This is a genomic window from Rathayibacter sp. AY1C9 (assembly GCF_002932315.1).
Lineage (GTDB): Bacteria > Actinomycetota > Actinomycetes > Actinomycetales > Microbacteriaceae > Rathayibacter.
The window spans coordinates 1-17,194 of sequence record NZ_PSVZ01000034.1; the positions used below are offsets into that span (position 1 = coordinate 1).

A 17,194-nucleotide genomic window follows, 5' to 3' on the forward strand; every position below is an offset into this window, starting at 1 on the left:
CCGCGCCCCCGCGCCACCGCGAACCGCTCGACGACCCCCGCCTCCGACCGCTTCCGCGACTTCATCGCGTCCGGCTGGGCCGAGCGGGAGGAGCCGCTGCCCGCTCCGCGCGAGCAGGCGTCCTTCGCCGCCTCCCGCCGCGAGCGCCTCTCCGCGCTGCACACCGGCGTGCGCATCGTCGTCCCGGCGGGCCGCCTCAAGCAGCGCGCGAACGACACCGACTACCCCTTCCGTGCGCACTCGGCCTTCACCTGGCTCACCGGCTGGGGCTCCGACTCCGAGCCCGGCGCGGTCCTCGTCCTCGAGCCCGCCGCGTCCGGCCACAGCGCGACGCTCTACTTCCGCGAGCGCGCGGGCCGCGACTCCGACGAGTTCTACGCCAACCCCGAGATCGGCGAGTTCTGGATCGGGCCGCGTCCGTCGCTCGCGCAGGTCGCGAGCGATCTCGGCCTCGCCACCCGCGGGATCGCCGAGCTCGACGCGGTCCTCGACGCGCACGACGGCGTCCCCCTCGCCGTGCTCCGCGAGGCCGACCCGGCGGTGACCGGCCGTCTCGACGCGGTCGAGGCCGACGAGCGGGCGGACCGCGACGCGGCGCTCGAGCGCGACATCGCCGAGCTCCGCCTGGTCAAGGACGCCTACGAGATCGCCGAGCTGCGCGCCGCCGTCGACGCGACGGGCCGCGGCTTCGAGGACGTCCTCTCCGACCTGCCGCGCATCATCGCCCACGAGAAGGGCGAGCGCCTGATCGAGGGCGTCTTCAACGGACGCGCGCGCGCCGACGGCAACGCGGTCGGCTACGACACCATCGCCGCGGCGGGCCCCCACGCCTGCATCCTGCACTGGACGCGCAACGACGGGCCGGTGCGCCCCGGCCAGCTGGTGCTGCTGGACGCCGGCGTCGAGCAGGACAGCTACTACACCGCCGACATCACCCGCACCTTCCCGGTGGACGGCCGCTACACGGACGCCCAGCGCCGGGTGCACGAGACGGTGCGGGAGGCGGCCGACGCCGCGTTCGCGATCGTCCGCCCCGGCATCCGCTTCCGCGAGGTTCACGCCGCGGCGATGGCCGTCATCGCGCGGCGCACCGCCGAGTGGGGCCTGCTGCCGGTCAGCGCCGAGGAGGCGCTCGAGGCCGACAACCAGCAGCACCGCCGCTACATGGTCCACGGCACCAGCCACCACCTCGGACTCGACGTGCACGACTGCGCCCGCGCACGGCGCGAGATGTACCTCGACGGACTGGTCGAGGAGGGCATGGTCTTCACCATCGAGCCCGGCCTCTACTTCCAGCCCGACGACCTCACGGTCCCGGAGGAGCTGCGCGGCATCGGCGTCCGGATCGAGGACGACGTGCTCGTCACCTCCGACGGCGCCGAGAACCTCTCGGCCGGCATCCCGCGCTCGGCCGACGACATCGAGGCGTGGATGGCCCGACTGGCCCGCTGAGCCCGGTCGCCCGCGGGGAGCCCCGGCCGCTCAGGCGGCGAGGGGCAGCGCGAACTCCCCGCGGGCGGCGGCGAGCGCCAGCCCGTCGAGCAGCGTCGCCAGCTGACCGGCGGGAGCGTCCGGGTCCTCGGGGTGCCACTGCACGCCGACGAGGGGGGCCGCGACGTGCTCGACGGCCTCGATCACGCCGTCCTCCGCCCGGGCGACGACCCGCAGCCCCGGAGCGAGCAGGTCGACCGCCTGGTGGTGCGCGCTCTGCACCGCGAGCGCCTCGGATCCGAAGAGCCCGCCGAGCACGGAGCCCGCCGCGAGCTCGACCTCGTGCCGGTGCATGCGCTGGTGAGCAGGGGCCGCCGCGTTGACGTGCTCCGCCTCCGGCCCCAGGTCCTGCACCAGCGTGCCGCCGAGCGCGACGTTGACGATCTGCAGGCCGCGGCAGATGCCCAGCAGCGGGGTCCGGCGGGCCAGCGCCCGGTGCACCAGCGCGATCTGGGCGGCGTCGGCGCGCTCCGCGTGGGGGCCCTCGGCCGGGTAGCCGCGGTCGGCGCCGTACTGCTCGGGAGCGATGTCCTCGCCGCCCGCGAGGACGAGGGCATCCGCCCCCGCCGTGCGCGCCAGCAGCTCCTCCGTGCCCAGCTCCTCGGCGGCGAAGCGCTCCGCCCGCCAGCCGCGCTCGTGCGCGAGGGCGAGGATGCGGCCGTTCAGGATCTGCACGTAGGCGTGGTACTCCTCGCGGCCCGGTCGCACGCGGGCGACCTCGACGATGGCGAGCGAGCGGGTCATGACTCCATCCTGGGCACGCCGCCGCCGCTGGTCGAACCGCCGTGTCACGCGGTGTCACACTCCGGCCGTACGATCACGGAGTGACCTCGCCGAGCCCGTCCCTCCCGGAGCGCGTGCAGCAGGCGCGCTCCGAGGTCTCCGTCCTCGCCGGGACCACTCCCGAGCGCCGGGTCCGACCGCTGCGCGAGGCCGTCGAGCACGTCGCCGCCGGCGGCTCCCCCGATCCCGGCGCCCTGCTCGACGCGGTCGACTCGCTGGTCGGGCTCGTGACCCGCGCCGAGGTGCAGCTGAGCGGCGTCGAGCGCTCCGTGCGGGACGACCTGGAGCGGGCCGCCACCCTCTCGGACCTGCGCACCTCGGCGCAGCTCGCCTCCGCCGCCGACGTGGCCGTCGCGTGCGCCGCGGCACGGTCGCTCCTCCTCGACGCCGACGACGCCCGGTCGGCCGGCGCCCGCCACGATCCGGCCGCGCTGCTGGTCCTGCTGCTCGACGCCGACTCCGCTCTGGACGCCGTCGTCTCCGGGTACCGCGAGCCGCGAGCCCAGGCCGAGCGCCAGCTCCTCCTGTTCGAGGCGGCGCGCACCGCGGCCCGGCTCGGTGCCGAGTCGGTGCTGCTCCTGGCCGCCGTGCACGGCGAGCGCATCACCGCGGCACCCCGGATCCTCGCGGAGGAGACACTCGGGCAGCTGGACACCGCGGTGCGCCGTGCGGCAGGCGATCCGGCCGGCGCTCTGGACGAGGCCCGCGCCGCCGCCGACCGCGCCCGCTCCGCGCTCGACGAGGCCCTGGTCGACCTCGACGGCGCACCCCCATCGCTCCGCCCAGCAGCCGTCCCCGGAGGCCTGCCCGCGGCCTGAGCACGCAGGCACCCGGCACCGGCGCGCGTGCCATAGTGAGGGACATGGCCTCCTTCCTCGTCGTCCCCCAGTGGCAGGGCTCGGCGTCGACGCGCGCGATGCGCCTCGTCGACGGAGCCGAGGCGATCCGGGGCGATCTGCCCTCCTCCGCCACCACGACCCTCGACATCCCCGCCGAGGCGGGCGACGCCCAGGACACCGGCATCCGCCGCTACGCCTCGGTCGCCACCGTCGCCGAGCGGGTGCGCGAGGCACTCTCGGGCCGCACCGGTCCCGTGATCACGATCGGCGGCGACTGCGGCGTCGAGTTCGCGGCGATCGGGCACGCCGTGCGCTCGGCACCGGGCCCGGTCGCGCTGGTCTGGCTCGACGCCCACCCGGACGCGCACACTCCCGAGTCCTCCCCCAGCGGCGCCTTCTGCGGCATGGTCCTCTCGGCCGCGCTGGGACGCGGCGTCGGCCTCCTGAGCGCGGGCGCCGAGGAGCGGGTGGCCGACGAGCGCGTCGTCCTCGGAGGTGTCCGCTCCGCCGACGACGGCGAGCTCGAGCGGCTGGTCGAGCGGGGCGCCGCGGTGCTGCCCGCGGACGCCCTCGACCCGGAGTCGCTCGTCGCGGCGGTCGAGGCGACCGGTGCCGCCTCCGTCTACGTGCACCTCGATCTGGACGTGCTCGACCCCGCCGATCTCGCCGGGCTGTTCGACCCGGTGCCCTTCGGCGTTCCCGCCTCGCGCCTCGTCGCGAGCCTCGACGCCCTCCGGTCCCGCTTCCCGCTCGCGGGCGCCGGCGTCACCTCGTTCGCCCCGTCGTCGCCGACCGCGGCCGAGGACGACCTGCCCACGATCCTCCGCCTCCTCGGCGCTCTGTCCCGCGGGGCCTGAGAGAGCCCTGCCATCGGCGCGCAAGCCCGAGCGCGTGTCGGCGGCACCCGGCAAGATGGTCGGACGCGACCGAGCGGAGGAACGATGAGCGACGAGAGACCGCGCGTGCGCACCGAGCGGCGCGGGACCGTGCTCGCGATCGTGCTGGACCGGCCCGAGAAGCGCAACGCCGCCGATCTGCGGCTGCTCGCGGAGCTGGCGTCCGCGTACGGCGAGCTCGACCGCGACCCGGAGCTGCGCGCCGGCGTCGTCCTCGCCGAGGGCGGGCACTTCACGGCCGGGCTCGACCTCGCCGACATCGGGCCCCGCCTGGGCTCCGACGGCCTCGACTTCGTGCCCGAGGGCGGGCTCGACCCCTGGGGCCTGCGCACCCGCCCCGTGAGCAAGCCGGTGGTCATCGGCCTCCAGGGCACCTGCCTCACGCTCGGCATCGAGCTCGCGCTCGCGAGCGACGTCGTCCTCGCCGAGCGGTCCACCCGCTTCGGCCAGATCGAGGTCGCCCGCGGCATCCTGCCCTTCGCCGGAGCGACGCTGCGCTTCCCCCGCGCCGTCGGCTGGGGCGACGCGATGCGCTGGATCCTCACCGGCGACCTCTTCGACGCCGAGGAAGCCCACCGCATCGGCCTCGTGCAGCAGGTCGTCCCCGACGGGACGGTCGCCGAGGCGGCCTGGGCTCTGGCCGCCCGGATCGCCGCGCAGGCGCCGCTCGCCGTGCAGGCCGCCCTGGCCAGTGCCCGGCTCGCGGTCGCCGCGTCCGACGCCGAGGCCGCGGCCGCGCTCCCCGGGGCGCTCGCGCGTCTCGCGGCGTCCGAGGACGCGCGCATCGGCACCGAGGCCTTCCTCCAGCGCACGACGGCGGAGTTCACCGGACGATGAGCGACGAGAGCACCACCGTCACGGCGCCCGGCGGCTCCTCCCTCGAGGCGCAGCAGGAGCGCGCCGCGCAGCAGCTCGAGATCCGGCTCCGCTACGGCGACCAGGTGTGGGAGCTGCGCGAGGTCGACCACTTCGCCGTCTTCTCCCGCCGCAGCACCGCACGGCGCGCCGGGCGCGTCCTCGTGGCCTCCGGCTTCCAGATCGCGATCTCGCGGCTTCGGCTGAGGCAGGTCCTCGTCGCGAGCCACCACGCCGCGGTCGACGAGGAGTCGACCACCGCGTTCCTCCGCCAGGTGATCGAGGCGGTCGAGAGCCACGGCGGCCGCTACGACGGCTGGCGGGCCGAGATCGTGCCGGCGCATTGAGCGCCGGGCACCCACACACGACGGGGCTCGACGCCTCCGAGAACCCCAGGGAGACAGCATGAGCAGCACGACGGACGAGTTCGACGTCATCGTCATCGGAGCAGGGCCGGTGGGCGAGAACCTCGCGGACCGCGCGGTCCAGGGCGGCCTCACCGCGGCCGTCGTCGAGAGCGAGCTCGTCGGGGGCGAGTGCTCCTACTGGGCGTGCATGCCCTCGAAGGCGCTGCTGCGGCCGCCGATGGCGCTCCGCGCCGCCCGTGATCTCCCCGGCGCGGCGCAGGCGGTGAGCGGAGGAGTCGACGTGCCCGCGCTCCTGGCCCGCCGCGACTCCTTCACCAGCCACTTCGACGACCACGGCCAGGTGCAGTGGCTCGAGGGCGCCGGCATCGAGCTCATCCGCGGGCACGGCCGCCTGAGCGGCGAGCGCGAGGTGACCGTGACCGGACCCGACGGCGAGGTGCGCGTGCTCCGCGCCCGCTCCGCCGTCGCCGTCGCGACCGGCACCACCGCCGTCGTCCCCGACATCCCGGGCCTGCGCGCGGCATCCCCCTGGACGAGCCGCGAGGCCACCTCGGCCGAGGAGGTGCCGCCGCGCCTCGTCGTCATCGGCGGCGGAGTCGTCGCGACCGAGATGGCGACCGCCTACGCCGGCATGGGCTCCTCCGTCACGCTCGTCGCCCGCAGCGGACTCCTCGCGCCGTTCGAGCCCTTCGCCGGCGAGCTCGTCGGCTCGGCGCTCCAGGAGCTCGGCGTCGACCTGCGCCTCGGCGACTCGCCCGTCTCGGTCGAGCGCCGGTCCGACGGCACCGTGGCGGTGACGCTCGAGGGCGGCGACGTCATCGAGGCCGACCAGGTGCTCGCCGCGACCGGCCGCGCCCCGCACACCCGCGACGTCGGCCTCGAGACGGTGGGCCTCGAGCCCGGCTCCTCGCTGACGGTCGACGACACGATGCTCGTGCTGGGCGGCGACGGTGCTCCCCTCGGCGGCGGGCGTCCGTGGCTCTACGGGGTGGGCGACGTGAACCACCGCGCACTGCTCACGCACCAGGGCAAGTACCAGGCCCGTGCGGCAGGCGACGTGATCGTCGCGCGCGCCACCGGTGCCGAGGTCCACGACGCCCCCTGGGGAGCGCACGTCGCGACCGCGGACCACGAGGCCGTGCCGCAGGTCGTCTTCACCGACCCCGAGGTCGCGTCGGTCGGCCTGACCGCCGCGGCCGCCGAGAAGGCCGGCTACCGCACCCGCGTCGTCGACTACGAGATCGGCTCGGTCGCCGGCGCCGCCCTCGCCGCCGACGGCTACACGGGCACCGCGCGGATGGTCGTGGACGAGGACCGGAAGGTCGTCCTCGGCGTCACCTTCGTCGGCAAGGAGGTCGGAGAGCTGATCCACTCCGCGACGATCGCCGTCGTCGGCGAGGTGCCGCTCTCGCGCCTCTGGCACGCGGTCCCCTCCTATCCGACGATCAGCGAGGTCTGGCTGAGGCTGCTCGAGACCTACGGACGCGACAGCGCGTGAGCGCGCTCCGTCGAGCCGTCGCGACGGTGGCCCTGGATCCGGCGATCACCCGGCCGGGCTACCTCTTCGCGTGCGCGGTCGGACTCGCCTGGGGCGCGCTGTGGAGCACGGGCCCGATCCGGCGCAGCCACGGCCTCGTCGTCTTCACCGGTCTGCCCTCCTGGGCGTTCGGCCGCGGAGGGTCCTGCGTCGGCACGAGCTACCTCACGGGCACCAACGTCTCCGACAGCGTCCTCGAGCACGAGGCCGTGCACAAGGAGCAGTGGCGGCTCTACGGGATGTGGTTCCCGTTCGCGTACACGGTGGCGGGTCGCGATCCGCTGCGCAATCGATTCGAGATCGAAGCCGGTCTCGAGAAGGGCGGATATCTCCGTGGTCACTGACATGACGGGGCGCGTCGTCGTCCTCACCGGAGCCAGTTCCGGCATCGGCCGGGTCGCGGCGGGAGCGCTGGCGTCCGCCGGTGCCCGCGTGGCCGTGGTCGGGCGGAACCCCGAGCGCACCCGCGCGGTCGCCGCCGACGTGGGAGGGGACGCGTTCCTGGCCGACTTCGACCGGCTCGACGACGTCCGCGCCCTGGCCGACGGCCTCCTCGAGCGCTACGAGCGGATCGACGTGCTGGCGAACAACGCGGGCGGGCTCGTCTCCCACCGCGCCGAGACGGTCGACGGCCACGAGCGGACGATCCAGAGCAACCACCTCGCGCCGTTCCTGCTCACGCGGCTCCTGCTCCCGCGGATGATCGAGACCTCGAGGGAGCGGGCCGGCGTCCGCGTCGTCTCCACGGCGAGCCTCGCGAACCGCTTCGGTCGCCTGAGGCTCGACGACCTCGACAACCGCCGGGGTCCGTGGCTCGGCGGCTGGCGGGCGTACGGCACGTCGAAGCTGGTGACGATCCTCTTCATCCGCGAGCTGGCGGAGCGCCTGCTGACGACGTCGGTCGACGCGTACTCGTTCCACCCGGGCGTCGTCTCGACGAGCTTCGGTGCCGACAGCACGATGATGAAGCTGATGACGAGCCTCTCGGTCGGCTCCTTCGGCATCTCCGCCGAGGCGGGTGCGGTGCCGCTGATCACCCTCGCCTCCGAGCCCGACGTCGGTGCCGCCAGCGGCACCTACTTCGACCAGCTGACGCCGCACGGCTCCCTGAACCCCCAGGCTCGCGACCGCGCTCTCGCCCACGACCTCTGGACCCTCTCCAGCCGCCTCGTGGGCGTCTCGCCCACCCTGTAGCCCGCTGCCGCTCCCCGCCGCCGCCGACTCGACGCCGGGGCGGCGCGGAGCACCCGGCGCGCTCGTCGGGTGGATCTCGACACGCCCTCTCCGAGGGCTGCCCGATCAGCAGGTCTGCGCGCGGTCGCCCGACTCGGTCTGTGCCCGCGAGCTGCTCGATCAGCCGCGAAATCGGTCGGGCGTGGATCTCGAAACTCCCTCTCCGAGGGCTACCCGATGAGCATGTCCGGGCGCGGTCGCCCGACTCGCCAGGCACCCGAGAACCGCTCGATCACGCGCGAAGTCCGTCGGCAGTGACTCTCGAGACGCCCTCTGCGAGATCCACTCGATCAGCATCGTCCTCCGCGGTCGCACCTCCAGCCCGCCGTCCCCCGCGGTCGCGCCCCCGGCGCGCCGCATCCTCTGCGGTCGCGCCCCTGGCGCGCCGTCCCCCTTGCGGTCGCGCCTCCGGCGCGCCGTCCCCCGCGGTCGCGCCTCCGGCGCGCCGATCCTCTTCGAGCAGTGCCCGGAGCGTCGCAGGGCGTCGTTCTGCAAGGCGGAGGAGGAAGCGATACCGGCGGTATCGCGCCCGACGACAACGCCGCAGAACGTCGCCCTGCGGCGCTCCGGGTCAGTTGGACTCTTGGCGGCCGAGGCGCCAATACCCCATGAACGCCACCCGCTTCCGGTCGAGTCCGAGCTCGGTGACGAGGCAGCGGCGGATCAGCTTCACGGCGCCGGCTTCTCCGGCGATCCAGGCGTAGAGGCCGGGGTCGGTGCTCTCGTCGGGGACCTCCCAGAGCATCTCGTGGTCGACGTCGATGTCGCTGACGTCCACGCCGCGGTGGTGGGCGGTGAGGAAGCGGGTGGCCCAGGCGCGGACCGCGTCGCCGAGGGCCGCTCCGGGGGCTGCCGCGTGGGCGCGGACGATCCAGGTGACGTGGACGCCAGCGGGGTGGCGGAGCGGGAGGCGGTCGTGGGCGGTGGGGACCTCGAGGAACGCGGCTCCGGTGGCGTCGTCGTCGAGGCTCTCGAGGATCGCGGCGATGGCGGGGACGGCCGTCTCGTCGCCGGCGAGGAGGAGGGAGGTGGCGGCGCCGGGGTGGAACTCGACTCCGCCGCCGGGGAGGTCGGAGCGCGTGTCGGGCGCGATGATGACGATCTGGTCGCCGGCGCGGGCGCTCTCGACCCAGGCGGAGGCCGGTCCGGTGTCGCCGTGGGCGGCGAAGTCGATGTCGACCTCGGCGTCCTCGGGGCGGACGGCGCGGATGGTGTAGGTGCGGAGCGGGTTCCGGAGCTCGTCGGGGAGCTGTCGCCAGCGGCCGTACCAGTCGGGGTCGAGTCCGTCGGGTCCGTCGGGGTCCGAGACGGAGGCGAGGAAGGCGGGGGCGTCGGAGGCTGCGGTGGGGACGACGAGCTTGATGCGCTGGTCGGGGCCGGTGCAGCCGACGTGGTCGAGGCCGGTGCCGGTGAGGGTCACGCGGATGAAGTGCGGGGCGATCCGGGTCGCTGCGGCGACGGTCGCGAGGTACGGCCGGTAGGCCGGTCGGGCGGGGGCGGCGGTCGTCGGAGGCATCGCCTCAGTCTCGCACAGAAGGTAAGCCTTGCCTAACACTCAGCCGGGACGCCCGGCGGACGGTCAGCGCGCGGCGTGCTCGGCGGAGGTGCGCAGGCGCGCCTCGACGTCGGCGGCGAGCTCGGCGACGACGGGGCCGGCCCCGCCGATCCAGGCGCAGAAGTCGTGGCGGCCGTCGGCCCACGGGTAGTCGCCGTCGACGACCGACATCTCGCCGACCCAGGCCCGGACCGCGCGGTCGAGCGCGACTCCGCGGGAGCAGCGCTCACCGGTGCCGGGGGCGCCCGAGCGCTCGGAGCGGCCGAGCCAGGTGACGCAGACCCGTCCGGGGGCGGCGAGCGGCGGCAGTCCGCGCGCGTCGTCGACCTCGACGAAGACCTGGCCGCGGGCGTTCGCGGGGAGGGTGTCGAGGATGCTCTGGATCCACGGCACGACGGTCTCGTCGCCCGCGATCAGGAACTGCTTCACGTCGACCGGCGCGGAGCCGTCGCGGTCCTCGAACATGCACATCGTGTTCGAGTATAGGCAAGGCTTACCTCAGTGACCAGAGCCGGACCTGACCATCCGCCGTGCGGCCGCGCCCGGACCCGTCACGACTGCGGCCTCCCCCCTCACCACTGCGGCGGGTGCCGCCTCTGCCAGCGCGCCCGCCGCTCGAGCTGTGCGCCGATCGCCAGCAGCGTCGCCTCGCCGCCGGGTCGCCCGATCAGCTGGACTCCCATCGGCAGGCCCTCCTCCGTGGTGCTCAGCGGAAGGGTGATCGCGGGGAGGCCGCTCACGTTCACGAAGGACGTGTACGGCGTGTAGAGGCACTGCTGCTCGAAATTGCGCTCGGGATCCTCGAGGTCGTACCAGCCGACGGGGCGCGGCGTCATCGCCAGCGACGGCGTCAGGACCGCGTCGACGCCGGAGAACGCCGCGATCACCGCGCGCTCGTAGCCCGAGAGCCAGGACGCCGCCTCGACGATCTCGCGGGCGGAGCGCCGGCGTCCCTCCTCCACCAGCCAGCGGGTCAGCGGCTCCAGCAGATCGAGGTCCGCGCCCTCGACGGGCAGGGTCGCCGCGCCGCTCTGCCACAGCGTCCGGAACGCGGCGGGGTACGCGGCGCTCGGGGGCAGCAACGCCTCCTCGAGCCCGTGGCCGAGCGCGGCCAGCGCGGCGATCCCCTCGTCCAGCGCGGCGCGCGCCTCCGGAGCGAGAGCGATCTCGTACTCCTCGTCCCAGGGCGAGTCCGTCAGCACGCCGATCTGGAAGCGCCCCTCTCCGCGCACCGCGGCGCCGAGGAACGAGCCGTCCCCGTCACCGGGCGCGCCGAGCGACCAGCGCTGCGGGAGGCGGCCGTTCGTCCGCTCCAGCAGGCCCTCGAGCAGGAGGCCCGCGTCGGCGACCGAGCGGGTGATCGGCCCGGCGACCGTCAGGCCGCCGACCCCGCCGATGCCGGAGAGCGCGGCGACGCGTCCGCGGGAGGGCTTCAGTCCCACCAGGCCGCAGGCCGCGGCGGGGATGCGGATGGACCCGCCGCCGTCCGAGGCGGGGGCGAACGGCAGCAGTCCCGCGGCGACGGCGACCGCCGCTCCTCCGCTGGATCCGCCGGCCCCGAGGCGGGTGTCCCAGGGCGTGACGGCGGGCGGGCCGATCAGCGTCTCGGTGTAGGAGGGCATCCCGAACTCGGGCGCCGCGGTCTTGCCGAGGCTGACCGCTCCCGCCGCGTCGAGCACCTCGACGATCTCGTCGGAGGCGGTGGGCACGTGGTGCTCGCGCAGCCGCGATCCGGATGCGGTCCGCACGCCCGCGCGCCGCCAGAGGTCCTTGTCGCCGCTCGGCAGGCCCCAGAGCGGAGCGGTGCCGGGCCCGGTGCCGAGCGATGACGCCCGCTCCCGCGCCCGATCGGCGGTCACCGTGGCGAAGGCGCCCAGCTCCCCGTTCCACCGCTCGATCCGGGCGAGGTAGTGATCGGCGAGCTCGAGAGGCGTGACCTCTCCGCGCTGCAGCCAGTCCCACTGCTCCTGGGCGCTGAGGTGGTGGAGTTCGAACATGGAACGACCCTATTCCGCCGCTCCGGGGAGCCGGCGGAACAGGGTCGTGGGGGTCAGGCCGCGCGGCGGCCGCTCTCGCTCGCCTCGTCGATGCCCTTCCGGGCGCCGTCGGGCACCACGGTGTCGCGGTCGATGCGGGCGCCGGTCGCGATCACGGCCGATCGTCCGATCCGGGAGTAGCTCCCGATCCGCGCCCCCGGTCCGATGATCGCCTCGGGCCCGACGTGCACGTTCGCGCCGATGAAGGCGCTGTGCCCGATCATGGCGTCGCGGTCGACCCAGCTGCCCGCGCCGATCCAGGCGCGCTCGCCCACGGTCGCGCCGGGCTCCACGTAGGCGCCGGTCTCCACGTACGCGGTCGCCGAGACGCGCGATCCGGGAGCGACCATGCCGCGTCCGTTCGCGTGGCGGCGGTAGACGATCTCGTCGTCACTGCCGCGCGCCCCTCGACCCTTGTTCATCCCTGTTCCTGCCATCTGCCTCTGGCTCCTCCGAGCTGTCCGGTGGGCGGGGCGCCGAGCCCCGTCCCGTCATCGGTAGACAACAGCGGCGAGCGCCCGCGCATTCCCCGTTCGGGGGGCGCTGGCGCGGGGTGGAGGCGGGGCGGCGGGCGGAGCGGAGAGCGGGCGTCGGAGCGGACCCGCGCGGGCGTCCCCGGAGGATCACTCCACCGCGTCGGCGACCGCGGTCACGACCACACGGAACCGGTCCGGCGCCTCGCGGATCCGTCGCCGGAGGAGGACCCCGGCGAGCGCCGACGAGGCGGGTGCGGCGACCAGCTCGCACTCGACCCGGGCCCCCTCCTCGTCCGCCAGGACCCGCCACTGCTCGATGCCGAGCACGGGGAGTCGGCGCTCGAGCCCGCTCCCCCGCCGCTCGTAGGCGCCGTCGGCGGCGAGGACGTCCGCGAGGGCGGCGAGCACAGGGGCGGGGTCGGCGTGGAGGACGGAGGCGAGGGCGAGGATGCTGCGCACGGCGGCAGTCTCGCACGCCCCCGCGTCAGGAGCGGGCGTCGAGGACGCGCCGGAGCCAGTCGAACGACGCCTTGGGCACGCGGTCCCGGCTGCGCGTGTCGACGGCCACGAGCCCGTGCGGGCGGCTGTAGCCGTGCTGCCACTCGAACGCGTCGACCAGGGTCCAGAGCTGCACGGCCTCCACCGGCAGTCCGTCGTGGACGGCCTCGGCGAGAGCGGCCAGGTGAGCCCCGAGCCAGCGGATCCGCTCCGTGTCGACGATCGCACCCTCGCGATCGGGCTCGTCGGGGTAGCTCGCGCCGAGCGCGGTCACCACCAGCGGCGGCAGGGCGTCGCCGTAGCGCTCCACGAGGGACCGCAGCACCGAGACCACTGCCCAGGGTGCGACCGGCGAGCCGTCGCCCGTGCGGTCCAGCTCCGGCCAGGGCGCCGTGTGGAAGGGGAGCGCGGGAGGAGCGCCCACCCCGGTCGGCAGCGCCGGGTCGCAGCCCGCCACGATCCGCAGCGGCGGCAGCGGCGCGACCGCGTAGAAGTCGAGCGGAGCCGAGATGCGCGCGAGGTCGACCGGATCCGCCTGCGCGAGGGCGCCGAGGAACGGCGGCAGCTCCTCCGGTCCGACCGGGTAGGACCCGGTCAGCACGGCGTCGGCCACCAGGCGGTTCCGCAGGACGTCCGCCAGGGAGGCGAAGGCGCGGTCCCGGTCATCGTCGGAGGCGGGCTCGACGGGCGCGAGCGCGTCGACGAGGCCGATCCTCCCGGTCACCTCCGCCGCCCGCAGCGCCTCCAGCGCCACGCCGTGCCCGAGGAGCTGGTGGTGCAGCGCCGGCAGGGCGCTGAACAGCCGACCGGCGCCCGGCGCCTGCCGCGCGAGCGCGTAGCCCTCGAGCATCACCGTCGACGGCTGGTCGAGGGTGATCCAGTCGGCGACCCGGTCGCCGAACCGCCCGCCGAGCTCGAAGGCGAGATCGCCGAACCGGAACGCGGTGTCGCGGTTCATCCAGCCGCCGCTGAGCGCCGACGGGGTGTCGCGGTGGTGCAGGGTCAGCGCGACCCGGATCCCCGTCTCGGCGAGCCCGTCGAGCAGGCGGTCGTAGAAGCCGAGCCCTCCGCGGTCGATCGGCCCGCGGCCGTCGGGCTGCAGCCGGGGCCACGAGACCGAGAGCCGGAGCTCGTCGACGCCGAGATCGACCAGCAGCGCGAGGTCCTCGCGCCAGCGCAGGAGGAAGTCCGTCGCGATCTCGGGAGTGGCCTCCTCGGCGATCGTCCCCCGTCGCAGCGCGAAGTCGTCCCACACCGACCGGCCCCGGCCGCCCGTCTCGAGGGAGCCCTCCGTCTGGAAGGCGCTCTGCGCCAGTCCGATGCGCAGGCCCGGCGGCAGGAGCCCGCCCAGCTCGCGCGGATCGTCGAAGCGCGCAGCCTCGACGCGCACCTCCCGCCGATCGCGCCCGCGGGCCTCGTCTTCGCGCATTCCACTGTCCTCCGGATCTGATCGACGGGTATATTCTCGCGGAAGCGCTCTCCCGGATCTCCCCGACTCCCCCGACCGGCCGAGACGCCTCCTCCGGATGGTGTACATCCGGGAACAGTGGTGCGGCGCGCTTGACAGCTCCCCCCTGCCCCCGTGCAATGGACGCATCGTGAAATCGGGCGTCGACGTGGCAGTACCGGGGGGTTCACCGGTCGTGCCGGTGCCCCGACTCCGCCGATCCCCGCGCCGCACGGCCGCCCTGCTGCTGGTGCTCCTCGCGGCCGTCGCCTCCGTCTCCGGCCTGGCCGCGCCGGCCGCGCAGGCCGCCGCTCTCGCGATCACCGCTCCCTCCTCCGGCGCGGTCCTCAGCACGGGAGCGACGACGGTCACCGGCACGGCGACGGCCGGGGACCAGGTGCAGATCGGGCTCCGCGGCGGCGGCGACCCCCTCTGCATCACCACCGCGGGCCCCGACGGCGGCTGGAGCTGCGCCGTCTCCCTCGACGACGGGCCGGCGACCCTGGTCGCGGTGGAGCTCCTCGCCGGCGGCGGGACCACCTCGGCCGCCGTCCCGATCGCCGTCCTCAGCGCCCCCGTCATCGAGTCGGTCGACGGCTCGGCGACCTCCGCGGGCTCGGTCCGCGGCACGGCCTACCCCGGCGCGAGCGTCGCCGCGGTCTCGAACGGCGGCGCCGCGTGCCTGGCCACCGCCGACTCCGGCGGCGCATGGTTCTGCCAGCTCGCCCCCACTCCGGCGCCGGGCAGCTACCGCGTCACCGCGACGCAGACCGCCTCCTTCGCCGGCAGCGCCGCCTCGCCGGCCAGCGCGCCGGTGACCCTCGTGGTCGACACCGCTGCTCCTGCCGCCCCCGCCCTCACCTCGCCGTCGGACGGCGCCGCCCTGCCGCTCAGCGGCGCGTCCTACTCCGGGACGGGCGTGGACGGCACTCGCGCCTACGTGTACGTGGACCGGGTCAACACCTGCGACGCGGCGGTCAGCGGAGGCGCCTGGAGCTGCACCGGCGGCACGATCACGGCGGGCGCGCATCGGGTCTCCGCCATCGCCGGAGACAGCGCCGGCAACTACAGCCCGCCGAGCCCCTGGATCGACGTGACCTTCGCGGCGGCGACGACCGCTCCCACCAGCACGCCCAGCGCGACGACGCCGGCCGCCCCCGGAGCCGCGCCCAGTGCGCCCGGGGCCGCCGCGTCTCCCGCTCCGAGCAGCGCGGCGCCGACCGCGTCCCCGTCGCCCGTCCGCCCCGGAGAGGCCGCGCCCGCGCCCGAGGACGAGCCGACCGCCGAGCCCACCGCAGCACCGGTCCCGGCTCCCGACCAGGACGGCGGTGACGTGCCGCCGCAGCCCGCCCCCGACGCCGGATCGGAGCCGGGCGGCTGGAGCGCGGCGACCGGGATGACCACCGCGCTGTCCGCCGGATCGCCCGTCGTCTCGATGGCCGACTGGATGCGCTCCCTCGCCCTCGCTCTGCTCTCGCTCGCCCTGGTCGTCGTGCCGGCCCGCCTCGCCGCGGCCGGGCGCGCGCCCCGCGCCGAGCGCAGCTGGCACCTCACGGGCCGCAACCGCGCCGCCGTCGAGTACGACGACAAGCCGGACACCGGTCCCGCCTCGCCGCGCCTGATGGTCGTCGGGATGATCGGCTGCGCAGCCGGCCTCGTCCTGCTCTCGGGACGCGTCGACGGCCAGCCCGCCTACCTGCGCCTGCTGATCGCCGTCATCGTGGCCGTCGCCGTGGTCAACGCGGTCGCCGCCGCCGTCCCCGCGCTGGTCGGCCGACGGATCGGCGTCAGCGGGATCGGCGTCGTCGCCGCTCCGCGCGCGCTGCTCCTGGTCGCGGCGGCCGCTCTCGTCTCGCGCTTCGCGTCACTGGACCCGGCGCTCCTCTTCGGCGTGGTGATCGGCCTCGTCCTCCCCGAGGGCGCGTCCGCCGTCGACCGCGCGAAGCTCTCCACCGTCCGCGTCGTCTCGCTGCTGGGTCTCGCCGGACTCGCCTGGGGCGCCTCCGCCGTGGTCCCGCCCGACGGCTCGTTCGGCTCCGTGCTCGCCGCGGAGGTGCTCAGCGCGACCACGCTGATCTCGGTCGGCTCGAGCGTGGTGCTGCTGTTCCCGGTCGGGCGCCCCGCCGGCCGCAGCATCCTGCGCTGGTCCCCGCTGCTCTGGCTCGGGCTCACGCTCCTCGCGACGACCGTGCTGTTCGTGCTGCTCACCCCGACCATCGCGTCCTGGTCGACCGACGGCGGAGCGGGTCCGGTGCTCTTCGCCGTCGTCGCCTTCAGCGCGGTGTGCACGTCGATCTGGGCCTGGCGGCGCTTCGTCGAGTCGGAGTAGCCGGCCTCGGCCGCCCGCTCAGCCGATCGAGACGGGCCGGTCGAGGTCGTCGCCCGGCAGCACGTCGGCCACGGCGCCGACGGTCAGCTCGCGCAGCGTCGCGATGCCGCCGTAGACGCCGAGGAACGCGGTGTCGGCCGCGTCGCGTCCCGTCGCGATCCGCACGAGGCTCGACCGAGGAGCGAGCGTCGTCGCGTCGACCGCCCGCCACTCCCCCTCGATCCAGGCCTCCGCGACCGCGTGGAAGTCCATCGGCTGCAGTCCCGGCGCGTACACGGCCGCCAGTCGGGCGGGCACGTCCAGCGCCCGGAGGAGGGCGACGACGAGGTGCGCGAAGTCGCGGCAGACGCCGCGGCGGGCGAGCAGCGTCCGCTCGGCCCCGTCCGTCGGAAGGCTCGAGCCGGGGACGTACGCCAGCCGCGTGCCGACCCAGGAGCTCACCGCGTGCAGGAGGTCCGCCCCGGACAGGCCGGCGAACTCGGCCCGGGCCGTCGCCCACAGCACGTCCGACTCGGCGTAGCGGCTCGGCCGCAGGTACCGCAGCCGGTCCACCTCGTCGCCCTCGAGCGGAGCGAGGCGTCCCAGGACGCGCGCGGAGTAGTCCACGACGAGGTGCCCGACCGGCGCGTCGAGCACGTGCAGCCGGGTGCCGTGCTGGTCGATCACCTCGCGAGCGGGGAGCGGGCGGCCGTCGACGGTGAGCGTCAGCGACTCCTCCGCCCCGTACGCGTCGGCCACCGCGATCGAGAGGACGAGGGCGGCCGGAGCCGCGACGTCGAGGGTCAGGTGGGCCGAGACGTCGCGGCTCCGGCCGCCCTCGTCCTCTCGATCGCGGTGGCCGACGCGTACGG

Annotated in this window: 17 protein-coding genes; 9 read left to right on the top strand and 8 right to left on the bottom strand. The window is 75.4% G+C overall.

Going from position 1 to position 17,194, the window contains the following annotated elements; translation table 11 throughout:
• On the top strand, positions 1 to 1,452 hold a 1,452-nt coding region (locus C5D09_RS15840; RefSeq protein ID WP_104269737.1), incomplete at its 5' end, for an aminopeptidase P family protein.
• A gap of 30 nt (positions 1,453 to 1,482) precedes the next feature.
• Here the strand turns inward: C5D09_RS15840 and C5D09_RS15845 are convergent.
• Positions 1,483 to 2,235: a gamma-glutamyl-gamma-aminobutyrate hydrolase family protein gene (locus C5D09_RS15845; protein WP_104261727.1), complete on the bottom strand. Its 753-nt coding sequence runs from the start codon at positions 2,233 to 2,235 to the stop codon at positions 1,483 to 1,485.
• A gap of 80 nt (positions 2,236 to 2,315) precedes the next feature.
• Here C5D09_RS15845 and C5D09_RS15850 point away from each other — a divergent pair, with 80 nt between their 5' ends.
• The 7 genes from C5D09_RS15850 (at position 2,316) to C5D09_RS15880 (ending at position 7,963) form a co-directional block, all read left to right on the top strand.
• Complete coding sequence (locus C5D09_RS15850; protein WP_104239623.1) at positions 2,316 to 3,092, top strand: hypothetical protein; 777 nt, start codon at positions 2,316 to 2,318, stop codon at positions 3,090 to 3,092.
• A gap of 44 nt (positions 3,093 to 3,136) precedes the next feature.
• On the top strand, positions 3,137 to 3,970 hold the full coding sequence (locus C5D09_RS15855; protein WP_104248221.1) for an arginase family protein: 834 nt from the start codon (positions 3,137 to 3,139) through the stop codon (positions 3,968 to 3,970).
• An 84-nt stretch (positions 3,971 to 4,054) separates the two neighbouring features.
• A complete protein-coding gene (locus C5D09_RS15860; RefSeq protein ID WP_104269738.1) occupies positions 4,055 to 4,846 on the top strand; it encodes a crotonase/enoyl-CoA hydratase family protein in 792 nt (263 codons plus the stop codon).
• Positions 4,843 to 5,211 carry a ribonuclease E inhibitor RraB gene (locus C5D09_RS15865; protein WP_104225032.1) on the top strand — a complete coding sequence of 123 codons (369 nt, stop codon included), beginning with the start codon at positions 4,843 to 4,845 and terminating at the stop codon, positions 5,209 to 5,211. The genes C5D09_RS15860 and C5D09_RS15865 overlap by 4 nt, the downstream gene beginning before the upstream one ends.
• Before the next feature lie 58 nt (positions 5,212 to 5,269).
• A complete protein-coding gene (locus C5D09_RS15870) occupies positions 5,270 to 6,730 on the top strand; it encodes an NAD(P)/FAD-dependent oxidoreductase (protein ID WP_104269739.1) in 1,461 nt (486 codons plus the stop codon).
• Positions 6,727 to 7,113 carry a Fe-S oxidoreductase gene (locus tag C5D09_RS15875; protein ID WP_104227423.1) on the top strand — a complete coding sequence of 129 codons (387 nt, stop codon included), beginning with the start codon at positions 6,727 to 6,729 and terminating at the stop codon, positions 7,111 to 7,113. The genes C5D09_RS15870 and C5D09_RS15875 overlap by 4 nt, the downstream gene beginning before the upstream one ends.
• Positions 7,103 to 7,963, top strand: coding sequence for an SDR family NAD(P)-dependent oxidoreductase (locus C5D09_RS15880; RefSeq protein ID WP_244230659.1), 861 nt, complete (start codon positions 7,103 to 7,105; stop codon positions 7,961 to 7,963). Before C5D09_RS15875 ends, C5D09_RS15880 begins: the two co-directional genes overlap by 11 nt.
• Positions 7,964 to 8,573: 610 nt before the next feature.
• On the opposite strand, the gene C5D09_RS15885 is transcribed toward C5D09_RS15880, so the two are convergent.
• The 6 genes from C5D09_RS15885 to C5D09_RS15910 all read right to left on the bottom strand — a co-directional run bounded on the left by C5D09_RS15885 (position 8,574) and on the right by C5D09_RS15910 (position 13,996).
• Positions 8,574 to 9,518 carry a siderophore-interacting protein gene (locus C5D09_RS15885; protein WP_104227424.1) on the bottom strand — a complete coding sequence of 315 codons (945 nt, stop codon included), beginning with the start codon at positions 9,516 to 9,518 and terminating at the stop codon, positions 8,574 to 8,576.
• A gap of 63 nt (positions 9,519 to 9,581) precedes the next feature.
• Entirely contained in the window at positions 9,582 to 10,028 is a 447-nt protein-coding gene (locus tag C5D09_RS15890) for an SIP domain-containing protein (RefSeq protein ID WP_104248226.1), read from the bottom strand.
• 101 nt (positions 10,029 to 10,129) lie between these two features.
• On the bottom strand, positions 10,130 to 11,554 hold the full coding sequence (locus tag C5D09_RS15895; RefSeq protein WP_104269740.1) for an amidase: 1,425 nt from the start codon (positions 11,552 to 11,554) through the stop codon (positions 10,130 to 10,132).
• 53 nt (positions 11,555 to 11,607) lie between these two features.
• Entirely contained in the window at positions 11,608 to 12,015 is a 408-nt protein-coding gene (locus tag C5D09_RS15900) for a transferase (protein WP_104334124.1), read from the bottom strand.
• 201 nt (positions 12,016 to 12,216) lie between these two features.
• The gene (locus C5D09_RS15905; RefSeq protein WP_104269741.1) at positions 12,217 to 12,528 is read right to left on the bottom strand and encodes a hypothetical protein; all 312 of its coding nucleotides are present in this window, start codon (positions 12,526 to 12,528) and stop codon (positions 12,217 to 12,219) included.
• Positions 12,529 to 12,553: 25 nt separating this feature from the next.
• The gene (locus C5D09_RS15910) at positions 12,554 to 13,996 is read right to left on the bottom strand and encodes a glycoside hydrolase family 1 protein (protein WP_181135068.1); all 1,443 of its coding nucleotides are present in this window, start codon (positions 13,994 to 13,996) and stop codon (positions 12,554 to 12,556) included.
• Between the two features lie 220 nt (positions 13,997 to 14,216).
• Here C5D09_RS15910 and C5D09_RS17265 point away from each other — a divergent pair, with 220 nt between their 5' ends.
• Positions 14,217 to 16,343: a hypothetical protein gene (locus tag C5D09_RS17265; protein ID WP_181135069.1), complete on the top strand. Its 2,127-nt coding sequence runs from the start codon at positions 14,217 to 14,219 to the stop codon at positions 16,341 to 16,343.
• 18 nt (positions 16,344 to 16,361) lie between these two features.
• Here C5D09_RS17265 and C5D09_RS15915 read toward each other — a convergent pair whose 3' ends face one another.
• Entirely contained in the window at positions 16,362 to 17,129 is a 768-nt protein-coding gene (locus tag C5D09_RS15915; RefSeq protein WP_104269743.1) for a transglutaminase family protein, read from the bottom strand.
• Between the last annotated feature and the right edge of the window lie 65 nt (positions 17,130 to 17,194).